Origin of the sequence: Burkholderia sp. LK4 (assembly GCF_001043615.1) — a bacterium.
Classification (GTDB): domain Bacteria; phylum Pseudomonadota; class Gammaproteobacteria; order Burkholderiales; family Burkholderiaceae; genus Burkholderia; species Burkholderia cepacia.
In genome coordinates this window covers 39,545-52,659 of the sequence record NZ_LDUL01000004.1, presented here as the reverse complement: position 1 = coordinate 52,659, position 13,115 = coordinate 39,545, and the positions used below count along the sequence as shown (strand labels likewise).

8 protein-coding genes are annotated in these 13,115 nt (G+C 68.7%); 2 read left to right on the top strand and 6 right to left on the bottom strand.

Annotated elements, in window-relative coordinates:
- Positions 1-133 precede the first annotated feature (133 nt).
- Both VK92_RS01715 and VK92_RS01710 read right to left on the bottom strand, forming a co-directional pair.
- Positions 134-1,651 (bottom strand): purine-cytosine permease family protein, encoded by a 1,518-nt coding sequence (locus tag VK92_RS01715; RefSeq protein WP_021162280.1) that lies wholly within the window; start codon positions 1,649-1,651, stop codon positions 134-136.
- A gap of 202 nt (positions 1,652-1,853) precedes the next feature.
- A complete protein-coding gene (locus tag VK92_RS01710; protein ID WP_048021957.1) occupies positions 1,854-2,501 on the bottom strand; it encodes a glutathione S-transferase family protein in 648 nt (215 codons plus the stop codon).
- 104 nt (positions 2,502-2,605) lie between these two features.
- On the opposite strand from VK92_RS01710, the gene VK92_RS01705 reads away from it, so the two are divergent.
- A complete protein-coding gene (locus VK92_RS01705; RefSeq protein WP_048021959.1) occupies positions 2,606-3,724 on the top strand; it encodes a transketolase-like TK C-terminal-containing protein in 1,119 nt (372 codons plus the stop codon).
- 18 nt (positions 3,725-3,742) lie between these two features.
- Here the strand turns inward: VK92_RS01705 and VK92_RS01700 are convergent, their stop codons facing one another.
- Positions 3,743-4,198 (bottom strand): MarR family winged helix-turn-helix transcriptional regulator, encoded by a 456-nt coding sequence (locus VK92_RS01700; protein ID WP_027789419.1) that lies wholly within the window; start codon positions 4,196-4,198, stop codon positions 3,743-3,745.
- Between the two features lie 173 nt (positions 4,199-4,371).
- Here VK92_RS01700 and aceE point away from each other — a divergent pair, with 173 nt between their 5' ends.
- Entirely contained in the window at positions 4,372-7,056 is a 2,685-nt protein-coding gene (gene aceE, locus VK92_RS01695) for a pyruvate dehydrogenase (acetyl-transferring), homodimeric type (RefSeq protein ID WP_048021961.1), read from the top strand.
- A gap of 56 nt (positions 7,057-7,112) precedes the next feature.
- Here the strand turns inward: aceE and VK92_RS01690 are convergent, their stop codons facing one another.
- From VK92_RS01690 to VK92_RS01680, 3 genes are read right to left on the bottom strand one after another with little or no spacing between them, the layout of a single operon-like run.
- Positions 7,113-8,636, bottom strand: coding sequence for an efflux transporter outer membrane subunit (locus VK92_RS01690; protein ID WP_048021963.1), 1,524 nt, complete (start codon positions 8,634-8,636; stop codon positions 7,113-7,115).
- A complete protein-coding gene (locus VK92_RS01685; protein WP_021163949.1) occupies positions 8,633-11,806 on the bottom strand; it encodes an efflux RND transporter permease subunit in 3,174 nt (1,057 codons plus the stop codon). The genes VK92_RS01690 and VK92_RS01685 overlap by 4 nt, the downstream gene beginning before the upstream one ends.
- 13 nt (positions 11,807-11,819) lie before the next feature.
- A complete protein-coding gene (locus tag VK92_RS01680) occupies positions 11,820-13,046 on the bottom strand; it encodes an efflux RND transporter periplasmic adaptor subunit (protein WP_048021965.1) in 1,227 nt (408 codons plus the stop codon).
- Between the last annotated feature and the right edge of the window lie 69 nt (positions 13,047-13,115).

Genomic DNA, 13,115 nt, shown 5'->3' with positions numbered 1-13,115 from the left:
TTCGCTTGCGGCGGCGCCACGTGGAAGTTACGACCCCCTCCTGTCGCGATCACACGCCCGGAAACGACGATACCGCCGGCGGCGCTCCCGCGCGGCGGCATCGTCATCTGCGCAGCGACGCACCACGCGCCGCTCAATATCCCTTCGGCTGGATCGCCGGCGCGCCGTTGCCGCGCGCCGCCTGCGTGCCGCCGCGCACGAAGCGGCGCCCGTGCGGGCCGTACACGCCGTCCGGTTCCGGGTACAACGTCAGCAGCACGAAATACAACACCCCGCCCATCACCAGCGACACCGGCACGCTCAGGTCGAGCCCGCCCGCGAGGTGGCCGAGCGGCCCGACGAACTGGCCCGGCAGGTTCACGAACGACAGCCCGACGAACGCGGCCGGCAGCCACGCGCCCATCGCGCGCACGTTCCAGCCGTGCGTGAACCAGTAATGGCCGCCGCGCAGCCCGCGGTTGAACACCTGCAGGTCGTCGGCGAGATAGTGGCCGCGCCGCGTCACGTAGCCGATCACCATGATCGCCATCCACGGGCAACTGAAGGTATCGATCAGCGTCGAGAACGTCGCGACGCTTTCGACGAGGTTGAACCAGAAGCGGCCGACGAAGATGAACGCGATCGCGATCGTGCCGATCAGCAGCGTCGCACGCACGCGATTCAGGAGGCGCGGGAACATGCTCGACACGTCCAGGCCGGTACCGTACAGCGCGGTCGTGCCGGTCGACATCCCGCCGATGATCGCGATCAGGCACATCGGCAGCAGGAACCAGCGCGGCGAGATCGCGAGCAGGCCGCCGACGTAGTCGTTCGACGCAATGAATGCGGGCGCCTTCGCCGCGATGATCGTCGCGGTCGCGAGGCCGAAGAAGAACGGCACGAAGGTCGCGATCTGCGCGGCGAACACGGCACCCATCACACGATGCTTCGGCGTGTGCCGAGGGATGTAGCGGGCCCAGTCGCCGAGCGTCGACGCGAACGACACCGGGTTGCTCAGCGCAACCAGCACCGCGCCGACGAACGCGGCCCAGAAGCCCGCGCTGCCCTGCTGCACCGTGCCCGCGTAGTTCATGTCGAACAGGCCGGCGAACGCGAACAGGCCCGCGACGAACAGCACGCTCGCGGCCCACACGGCGATCTTGTTGACCCACAGCATGAAGCGGAAGCCGTAAATGCAGACGATCAGCACGAGCACCGCGAACACCATGTACGCCGCACCGAGCGTGAAGCCGTTGACCGGCACGCCGACCATGTTGTGCGCGCCGCCGACGAGCGCGTCGCCCGAGCTCCACACCGCGAGCGAGAAGAACGCGATCGACGTGAGCAGCGCGAGGAACGAGCCGACGATCCGGCCGTGGATGCCGAAATGCGCGCCGGACGACACGGGGTCGCTGGTGCCGTTGCGCGGGCCGAACAGGCTCATCGGCGCGAGGATGCAGGTGCCCGCGAGCACGCCGAGCACGATCGCGCAGACACCCGCCTTGAACGACAGCCCGACCAGCACGGGAAAGCTGCCGAGCACCGATGTGGAAAACGTATTGCAGCCGCCGAACAGCAACCTGAACAGATCGATCGGCCGTGCATAGCGCGATGCATCGGGAATGCGCTCGAAACCGAACGATTCGACCTGCGTAATCCTGCCTTCACTCATTTGTCTCCAGCTCCTCTTGTGCATCTGTACGGCCCGGGACTGCGGCGATACGACACATCGTCATCGATTCGCGGCCACTCTAAACCGGATCGCGCGGCGCAAATATCACGCATTCGAGACGTTTACGACGACGGAGAACAATGTTTCCCGGCAGACCGGCGGCTGGCGCCCGCGCCATCCGTTCAGCGCGGGCGATGCGACGTCAGTTCGCGCGCGCTGCCGCCGGTGCGCGGCATGCGACCAGGCCCCGCTGAACGGCTTGCCGCGCCTCGATATCGGCGAGCCAGCGCTCGACGTGCGGGTAGCCGGCAAGGTCGAGATCGAGCTCCGCCGCCGCGCGCAGCCACGGGAACGCGGCGATGTCGGCGATCGAGTACCGCGACGAAGCGAGATACGCCGATTCCGCCAATCGGCCGTTCACGACGCCATAGAGACGCCGCGCTTCGTTCCGGTAGCGCTCGATCGCTTGCGCATTGACCGTCGTCGATGCATGCAGGAACCACCAGAGCTGGCCGAGCATCGGCCCGATCCCGCCGATCTGGAAGTGCAGCCATTGCTGCACCGCCGTGCGCTCGGCCAGCGTTTCGGGATGCAGAAAGCGCGTCTTCGCAGCGAGATAGCTGAGGATCGCACCGGATTCGAACACGGTCAGCCCGGTGTCGTGGTCGACGATGGCCGGGATCTTGCCGTTCGGGTTGATCGCGAGATACGCAGGGCTGCGCTGCTCGCCGGCGGACAGGTTCACGTGCACGCGCTCGTGCGCGAGCCCGGCCTCCTCCAGGTAGATCGCGATCTTGTGCCCGTTCGGCGTGTCGGCCGTATAGAACGTGAGGGAATGCGTCGAAGTCATGTCGGTCCTTGTCTTCCGGTTATCGTTGCAACTACAATCGTTGCAATTGCAATCCTATGCCGGAACCGATGCCCCGGCGACATGCCAATACCAGAAGGAGGGACATGCAGACTGCGCGATCCGGTCCGCCCGTGCGGACGCCCGACACCCGCCGCGCCGCGGTGGCCTGCCTCGAAAGACTGCTGACGCAGCGTCTCGCGCCGCGTGGCCGTGCGGTGTCGCCGCTCGGCGCGATGCGCGCGGCCGCCGATTGCCTCGAACGCGATGCGGCGACATCGGAACACGTCTGGATCGTGCGAGCTGACACGCGTGCGCCGTTTGCAGACGCGGGGGCGCATCGCCGCATCAGCGCATGGCCGCTGCGGTTTCTCGATGCGCGCAAGCGGTTCGAGCGGCCGCTGCTGTACCTGCTGCATGCACGCGCGACCGACCGGCTGCGGCTGGCGTCGATCGAAACCGTCGACCGCGGGATCTTCGTGAACGATGCCGAAACGCTCGCATCGTCCTGGCCGAAAGGCGTGACGCCCGACGTCCCGCACTGGCTGGCCGCGAACCCCGCGTGCACGCCATACGATCCGGCCTCAGGACATGAGGCGATCGCGATCCTGCGCCACGCGCTGCGAACGCTTTATGTCGCCGGCCAGCCGGGGTTCTGCTACCTCGCGAGCCACGACGAGCCCGTGCCCGACGCGAAACCGCTGTCGGCCACCGCGGCCCGCGATGCGTTCAGCGGCATGGTGCGGGCCGGCCGTCGGGCGGCGGTCGGCGCGGCCGCCCGGATCCGGCTGTGCGGCGCAGGCAGCACGCTGGCACAGGTGCAGGAGGCGGCCGATCTGCTGCGCGACGAATGGCGCGTCGATTCGACGATCTGGAGCTGCCCGAGCTACACGCAGCTCGCCCGCGACGGTCACGCGGCCGACCGGTGGAACCTGCTGCACCCGCACGACGAGCCGCAGGTCGCGCATGTGCGCCGATGCATCGGCGACAGCCGCACGCCGGTGCTCGCCGTGACGGGCTATGCGCGGCACGTCGCCGCGCAGATCGGCGCGTTCGTCCCGGCCCGCTTCGCGGCGCTCGGTGCGGACTCGGCGGCCCCGGACGCCGGCACACGCGCGCCGAACGCGCGCTGGATCGCCGCGGTCGCGCTTCGCCTGCTGGCCGACGACGGCCGCGTGCCTGCCGACTGGGCCGTGCAGGCGATGCGCCGCCACGCGAGCGGCTGACGTGCCGGCGGCCGGCCGCTACTTCGCGTCGGCTGCCGCCTCGCGCGCCGCGGCGGTCGCACGATCGAGCGCGGCGGCCATCGCCGCCTGCTCCTTGCCGCCGAACTGATCGAGGAAGAGTTCCGCGACCGTCGACTGGTACACCTTCCACATCTTCTTGCGCAGCGTGCGCCCCTTGTCGGTGATGCTCGCGTACGCGGCGCGGCCGTCGTCCGCCGAACGGGCGCGCGTGACGAGCCCTTCCTGTTCGAGCCGGTCGACCAGCCGCGTGAGGTTGTAACGCTCGATCGCGAGCACGTCGGCCAGCTCGTGCATCCGGCGCGTGCCGTCGGGGCCGCTCTCGAGCCCCCACAACGCGTCGTACCACGCATACGCCGGCAGGCCGGCAGCCGCGAGGCGGCGCTCGATTTCGCGAATCATCGTCCGGTGCGCGCGGACGAACGAGAACCAGAGATCGGGTTCGGGTGCGCTCATGTCAGGTCGTTCCTCTCATTGAATTGCAGTTGCAATTAAATTTTACCTCGATAACAATTGCCGCCATACGATTGCAATTGCAATCATCTGCCCGCCGATCGACGGGCGTCCCGTCGCGCGATGCGGCGCCACGACCGCCGCCCCGCGCAGCCTTATGCTTCTGGAGACATTGCATGACCGCACCTCTCGCGCTACCCGACATCGACCCGCAGGAAACCCGCGAATGGCTCGATGCGCTCGAATCCGTGATCGCGCTCGAAGGCCGCCCGCGCGCGCATTACCTGATCGACCGGCTTTCCGACCTCGACGCGGCGCGCCACGGCGACCTGCACGGCCGCGTGACGACCGCGTACGTGAACACGGTGCCGCGCGAACGGCAGCCGGCCTATCCGGGGGATCTCGCGCTCGAACGGCGCCTCAACGCGATGATCCGCTGGAACGCGATGGTGATGGTGCTGCGTGCCGGCCGGCATTCGAACGTCGGCGGCCACATCGCGACCTACCAGTCGGCCGCGGTGCTGTACGACGTCGGTTTCGATCACTTCTTCCGCGGCCGCACCGATACCTTCGACGGCGACATGGTCTACATCCAGGGCCATTCGGCGCCCGGCATCTACGGCCGCGCGTACCTGGAAGGCCGCATCACGGACGCGCAACTCGACAACTTCCGCCGCGAGACCGGCCGCGAAGCGGGACGCGACGGGCTGTCGTCGTATCCGCATCCGCGGCTGATGCCGGATTTCTGGCAATTCCCCACCGTGTCGATGGGGCTCGGGCCGCTCACGGCCGCGTATCAGGCGCGCTTCATGCGCTACCTCGAATATCGCGGGCTGAAAGCGCACCAAGGCCGCAAGGTCTGGGCATTTCTCGGCGACGGCGAAATGGACCAGCCCGAATCGCTCGCCGCGATCTCGCTCGCCGGGCGTGAACGGCTCGACAACCTGATCTTCGTCGTCAACTGCAACCTGCAGCGTCTCGACGGCCCGGTACGCGGCAACGGCAAGGTCATCCAGGAACTCGAAGGCACGTTCCGCGCGGCGGGCTGGAACGTCGTGAAGGTGATCTGGGGCGGCGGCTGGGATCGCCTGCTCGAACGCGACACAACGGGCCTGCTGCGTCAGCGCATGATGGAATGCGTCGACGGCGACTACCAGACCTTCAAGTCGCAGAGCGGCGCATACGTGCGCGAGCATTTCTTCGGCAAGTATCCCGCGCTGCTCGAGCTCGTCGCCGACCTGTCCGACGACGACATCTGGAAACTCGCGCGCGGCGGCCACGATCCGGAAAAGGTGCATGCGGCCTATACGCAGGCGATGCACGCGGACGGACGGCCAACCGTCGTCCTCGCGAAGACGGTCAAGGGTTTCGGAATGGGCGAAGCCGGCGAAGGCCAGAACGTGAACCACCAGTTGAAGAAGATGAGCGCGGACGCCGTACGCGCGTTCCGCGACCGCTTCGCGCTGCCGGTCAGCGACGCGCAACTCGACGACCTGCCGTACCTGAAACCCGAACCCGGCAGCGCCGAGGCACGCTACTTCGCGGAACGCCGCGCCGCGCTCGGCGGCCACGTGCCGGCCCGCTTCAGCGACGTGGCGCCGCTGCCGGTGCCCCCGCTCGCCGCATTCGACGCGCAGCTCAAGGACAGCGGCGAACGCGCGCTGTCCACGACGATGGCGTTCGTGCGCATCCTCGGCACGCTGCTGAAGGACCCGGCACTCGGCAAGCTGGTCGTCCCGATCGTGCCGGACGAATCCCGCACGTTCGGAATGGAGGGGCTGTTCCGCCAGATCGGCATCCACTCGCATCTCGGCCAGCTCTACACGCCGCAGGACGCGGGCCAGCTCAGCTACTACCGGGAAGCGAAGGACGGGCAGATCCTGCAGGAAGGGATCAACGAATCGGGCGCGATCGCGTCGTGGATCGCGGCCGGTACCGCCTACAGCAACCACGGCCTGCCGGCGATCCCGTTCTACATCTTCTATTCGATGTTCGGGCTGCAGCGGGTCGGCGATCTCGCGTGGGCGGCCGGCGACGCGCGTACGCGCGGCTTCCTGCTCGGCGCGACGTCGGGCCGCACGACGCTGATGGGCGAAGGGCTGCAGCACGACGACGGGCACAGCCACGTGCTGTCGTCGGTGATCCCGAACTGCGTGTCGTACGACCCGACCTATGCGTACGAACTCGCGGTGATCGTGCGCGACGGCCTGCGGCGGATGTTCGCGGAACAGGAGGACGTCTACTACTACATCACGCTGCTCAACGAGAACTACCCGCATCCGGCGCTGCCCGACGGCGCGGAGGCCGGCATTCTCAAGGGCCTCTACCTGCTGCGCGAAGGCATGTCGCGCGCGGCCGACGTGCCGCACGTGCAGTTGATGGGCAGCGGCGCGATCCTGCGTGAAGCGATCGCCGCGAGCGACCTGCTCGCGCAGGACTTCGGCGTGTCGAGCGACGTGTGGAGCGCGACGAGCCTGAACGAGCTGCGCCGCGACGGGCTGGCCGCCGAACGCTGGAACCTGCTGCACCCCGATGAAGCGCCGCGCGTGCCGTACGTGCAGCAATGCCTCGACGGCCGCACGGGGCCGGTGGTCGTCGCGACCGATTACATGAAGATTGTCGGCGACCAGATCCGTGCATTCGTCGACGGCCGGCGCTTCGTGTCGCTCGGCACCGACGGCTTCGGCCGCTCGGATACGCGCGACGCGCTGCGCACGTTCTTCGAGGTCGACCGGCACTTCATCGTGGTCGCGGCGCTGAAGGCGCTCGCCGACGACGGCGCGATCCCGTGTGCGCGCGTCGGCGAAGCCATCCGGCGCTACGGCATCGACATCGACAAGATCGATCCGGCCAGCGTGTAGTCACGCGCCGCGCGGCAGGCAGGATTGCGCCGGCCTGCCGCGCCGCCTTGCCCGCGCTACTGCCCCGACTGCGCGAGCGGGCGTTGCGGCCCCTGCCCCGTTCCCGACGGCCAGCCGCCCGCAAGCGCCTTGTACAGCGCGACCGTCGACGCCGCACTGCGCATCCGCCCGTCGGCCGCCGCATCCTGCGCCTGCAGCAGCGTGCGTTGCGCGTCGAGCACTTCGTAGTAGTCGATCGCGCCCGCCGAAAAACGCGCCTGCGCCAGTTGCGCGGCACGCGCGCTGTCGGTCGCGGCCCGCACGAGATGGTCCGTCTCGTCACGCGTGCGTGCCGCACGCAGCAGCGCGTTCTCCGTTTCCTCCAGCGCCCCGAGCACGGTCTGCCGGTATTGCGCGAGCTGCCCGGCCGCTTCCGCATCGCTCGCGGCGATCCGTGCGCGCACGCGGCCGACGTCGAGGAACGACCAGTCGATGCCAAGCGCGATCAGGTTCGTATCGCTGCCCGCGCGGAAGAACCCGTAGCTGCTCGTCGCGCTGCCGAGCAGGCCCGACAGCGTGAAGCGCGGAAACAGGTCGGCCGTCGCGACGCCGACGCGTGCGGTCGCCGCGTGCAGCCGCGCCTCGGCGGCCGCGACGTCGGGCCGGCGCCGCAGCAGGTCGCCCGGCGTGCCGGGATCGATGTCGGCGGCCAGCACCGGCAGCGGCACGGGCGTGCCCGCCGACGCGGCGGCCTTCGGGAGATCGAAGCGGCCGATCAGCGCATCCGGCGTCTGCCCGGTCAGCACCGCGAGCCGGTGCTCGTCGACGCCGATCGCCGCCTCGTACACAGCGATCCGCGACGTCGTCGATTCGTACTGCGCGCGCGCCCGCGCCGCATCGAGTTCGGAGCCGCGCCCCGCGCCGACGCGCGCATTGATCAGCGCGAGCGTCTGCTTCTGGTTGTCGGCGTTCTCGCGTGCGATCCGCAGCCGCTCCTGCGAGCCGCGCAGGTCGACGTACGTGCTCGCCACCTCGCCGGCGATCGCGACGCGCACCGCGCGCACGTCCGCCGCGCTGGCGGCCGTCTCCGCGCGCTGCGACTCGACCGAACGACGCACGCGGCCGAACAGGTCGAGTTCCCACGCCGCATTGATCCCGACGCTGGACGTCGGCGTATCGCGCTGGCTGCGCGGCGCCCCGAACGCCTGGTCCTTGCTCATCAGCTGATGGCCGATCTTCCCGCTCGCGGTGATCGTCGGGTAGCGGTCGAACGTGGCCTGTGACAGCAGCGCATTCGATGCGTCGTAGCGCGACACGGCGACCTGGATATCCTGGTTCGCCGCGAGCGCCGTGTCGATCAGCTGCGTCAGCTGCGGATCGCCGAAACCGCGCCAGAATGCGGCATCGGCATCGGCCGACGCGTCCGGCGGCGTATCCGGCGTCTTGCCGGACGGCAACGCGTCGCGCTGCGCCGCCGGATGCGCGTCGCGGGCAAACCGCTCGGCCGTGGCCGTATCGGGCCGCCTGAAATCGGGGCCGACCGCGCATGCGGCGAGCGTCACCGACATCGCGAGCGCGGAAAGACGAAAAGCGGCGCTCATCGGTTTTCTCCTTCGAGGGTGCCGTGGTGTTCGCTCCACACGGCCGGCGTGCCGCCCGCGAGCTTGCGGATCGCCACATAGAACACGGGTGTCAGGAACAGCCCGAACAGCGTGACGCCTAGCATCCCCGCGAACACGGTGATGCCGGTGGCGGCCCGCACTTCGCTGCCCGCGCCGCCGCCGATCAGGAGCGGCACCGAACCCGCGATGAACGCGACCGACGTCATCACGATCGGGCGCAGCCGCAGCTTGCACGCTTCCAGCGCGGACTCGATCACGCCCTTGCCCTGGATTTCCAGCTCGCGCGCGAACTCGACGATCAGGATCGCGTTCTTGCACGCCAGCCCCATCAGCACGACGAGCCCGACCTGCACGAACACGTTGTTGTCGCCCCCCGACAGCCACACACCGAACAGTGCCGCACAGATGCACACGGGCACGATCAGGATCACCGCGAGCGGCAGCGTCCAGCTCTCGTACAGCGACGCGAGCACGAGGAACACGAGCATCACCGCGAGCGGGAACACGACGATCGCCGCGTTGCTCTGCGTGACCTGCTGGTAGCTGAGGTCGGTCCACTCGAGCACGATCCCCGGCGGCAGCACGTCCTTCGCGATCTGCTGCAGCTTCTCGATCGCCTGCGACGACGACATCACCTTCGGATCGGCGTCGCCGATCAGGCTGGCGGCCGGATAGCCGTTGTAGCGGACGACCGGGTCGGGCCCGTACGCGGGCGCCACCGTCACCATCGAGCCGATCGGCACCATCTCGCCCTTCGCGTTGCGCGTGCGCAGGTTCGCGATGTCGGCGGCCGTCTGCCGGTGGCCGGCATCCGCCTGCGCCATCACGCGGTACACGCGGCCGAACAGGTTGAAGTCGTTCACGTACATCGAGCCGAGATAGACCTGCAGCGTGCTGAACAGGTCGGTCAGCGCGACGCCCTGCGCCTTCGCCTTCAACCGGTCGACCTTCACCTCGAGCTGCGGGATGTTCGCCTGGTACGAGCTGACCGGGTAGCTCATCCCCGGCGTCTTCGCGACCGCGGCCTGGAACGCGGTGAGCGCGTTCTGCAAAGCGCCGTAGCCGAGCCCGCCGCGATCCTCCAGGTACAGCGAATACCCCGAGCCGTTGCCGAGGCCCTGGATCGGCGGCGGCATCAGCGCATAGGTGATGCCGCCGCCGATGGTCGCGAAGCGTGCGTTCAGGTCCGCGTTGATCTGCGCGGCGCTGCGATGGCGCTGGTCGAACGGTTTCAGGATCACGTACGAGTTCGTGATGTTCGGCGTGTTCACGCCCTGCAGCGCATTCAGCCCGGCAAACGCCGGCACCATCTCGACACCGTCGGTGCCGAGCGCGATCTTCGTCATCTGCTCGGTCACTTCGCTGGTGCGCGCCAGCGACGCGCCTTCCGGCAGCTTCGCGCCCGCGAACAGGTACAGCTTGTCCTGCACCGGGATGAAGCCGCCCGGCACCGCGTTGAGCAGCAGCGCGGTCGCCCCGAGCAACGCCGCATAGACCGCGAACACCACCCCGCGCCGCTTCAGCGTGCGCGAGACGACGCCGTGGTAGCGGTCCGAGCTGCGGTCGAAGAAGCGGTTGAACGGACGGAACAGCCAGCCGAACGCGCGGTCGAGCCCGCGCGTGAGCGCATCCTTCGGCGCGCCGTGCGGACGCAGCAGCTTCGCGGCGAGCGCGGGCGACAGCGTCAGCGAGTTGATCGCGGAGATCACAGTCGAGATCGCGATCGTCACCGCGAACTGCCGGTAGAACTGCCCCGTGACGCCCGACATGAACGCCATCGGCACGAACACCGCGCACAGCACGAGCGCGATCGCGACGATCGGCCCCGACACCTCGCGCATCGCCTGGTGCGCGGCGTCGCGCGGGCTCAAGCCCTGCGCGATGTTGCGCTCGACGTTCTCGACGACCACGATCGCATCGTCGACCACGATCCCGATCGCGAGCACGAGCCCGAACAGCGTCAGCGTGTTGATCGAATAGCCGAGCAGATAGAGCCACGCGAACGTGCCGACCACCGATACGGGTACCGCGACGAGCGGAATGATCGACGCGCGCCACGTCTGCAGGAACAGGATCACGACGAGCACGACCAGCACGACGGCCTCGATCAGCGTGTGCTGCACCGCGCGGATCGAATCGCGCACGAATACCGTCGGATCCCACACGGGACGGTACGCGACGCCGGGCGGGAAGCGCTTCGACAGTTCGTCGAACTTCGCATACACGGCTTTCGCGACTTCGAGCGCGTTCGCCCCCGGCGACAGGAAGATGCCGACCACGGCCGATTGTTTGTCGTTGAAGTACGAGCGCAGCGTGTAGTCGCCCGCGCCGAGCTCGACGCGCGCGACGTCGGACAGCTTCACGACCTGGCCGTCGTCCCCGTTGCGCAGCACGATGTCGCCGAACTCCTGCGCCGTGCGCAGCCGGCCGCGCACGTTGATCGACAGGAGGAAGTCGTTTTTCTTCGGCGTCGGCTCCGCGCCGAGCTGGCCGGCCGACACCTGCACGTTCTGCTCGCGCACGGCGGCAATCACGTCGCTCGCGGTCAGCCCGCGCGACGCGAGCCGGTTCGGGTCGAGCCACAGCCGCATCGCGTAGTCGCCGGAGCCGGACAAGCCGACGTCGCCGACACCGGTCAGCCGCGACAGCTCGTCCTTCACGTGCAGCGTCAGGTAGTTGCGCAGGTACAGCGAATCGCGGCTGTTGTCCGGCGAATAGAGGCTCACGTACATCAGCGGCGTCGGCGACTGCTTCTGCGTGGTCACGCCGTACTGGCGCACCTCGTCGGGCAGGCGCGACAGCGCCTGGCTCACGCGGTTCTGCACGCGCACGGCGGCCGTGTCGGGATCGACGCCCTGCAGGAACGTGACGACGACCTGCAGGCTGCCGTCCGACCCGGCGACCGACTTCATGTACATGATGCCTTCGACGCCGTTGATCGCCTCTTCCAGCGGTTCGGCGACCGATTCGGCGATTTCCTTCGGGTTCGCGCCCGGGTACGTCGCCCGCACGACGACGCTCGGCGGCACGACTTCCGGATATTCGCCGGCGGGCAGCATCGGAATCGAGATCAGGCCGATCGCGAAGATGACGATCGACAGCACGACCGCGAAGATCGGCCGGTCGATGAAGAATCGGGAGAAATCCATCGTATCGCTCCCGTCACTGCGCGGCCGGCGCGCCGGCATCGGCGACGGCCTGCGTGCCGTTGCCCGATCCGCCGCCCGTGCCATGACCGGCACCGGCATCGGCGCGGGCGGGGAGTGCCTTCGGCTTCACCTGCGCGCCCGGATAGTAGATCCGCTGCATGCCGTCGACGACCACGCGGTCGCCCGCCTGGATCCCCTTCTCGATGATCCGCTCGCCGTCCAGCCCGCGGCCGATCGTCACGTCACGGCGCAGCGCCTTGTCGCCGGGGCCGATCACATAGACATACTTACGGTCCTGGTCGGTGAGCACGGCCTTGTCGTCGACGAGCAGCGCATCCTGGTCGCGGCCGCTGACGAGCTGCACGCGCGCATACAGGCCGGGCGTAAACGCATGGTCCGCATTCGGCAGCCGCACGCGCGCGCGGATCGTGCCCGTCTGCGGGTCGAGACGGTTGTCGAGGAAATCGACGGTGCCCGCATGCGGGAAGCCCGTCTCGTTCGCGAGGCCCACGCGAACCGGATCGGCGCCGATCGCGCGATGCGTCGGGTCGGCACGCCGTGCGTTGTAGCGCAGGTAGCTCTGTTCGTCGCAGTCGAAATACACGTAGACGGGGTTCTGCGACACGACGGTCGTCAGCAGCGTGTCGTCCGCGCGCGCCAGATTGCCGACGGTGGCGACCGCGCGGCCGACGCGGCCCGCGATCGGCGCACGCACCTCGGTGAAACCGAGATTGAGTTTCGCATCGGCGACGGCCGCATCGGCCGCCTGCAGGTCCGCCCGCGCCTGCTCGGCCGTGGCGCGCGCGTTGTCGAGTTCTTCCTGCGACGTCGCATGCGCATCGATCAGCGTCTGCACGCGCTTGAGCTGCACGTTCGCGAGGCTCGCGGCCGCGCGGGCCCGCTGCAGCTGCGCGTTCGCGCGATCGAGTGCGATCCGGTACGGGCGCGGGTCGATCTCGAACAGCAGCGCGCCCTGCGCGACCAGGTCGCCCTCCTTGTAGGCGACGCGCTGCAGATAGCCGCTCACGCGCGGCCGCAGTTCGACTGCGTCGACCGCTTCGACGCGTCCGTTGAATTCGTCCGCGAGGCGGATCGTGCGCGGCGCGATGGTGGCAACGCCGACTTCGGGAAGGGCCGGGGCCGACGATGCGCCTTTGCCGTCGTGACAGCCCGACAACGCCAGCAGCAGTGCACAGGCCGCGCCCAAAGGCGACGTCCTGCGTAGGGATAAGGAGAGCATGATGCCTCGCGACGGGTTAAACTGGCGCGTAGCATAAAAGTTGAAGTTAACTTCAAGTCAAGCTTTCCC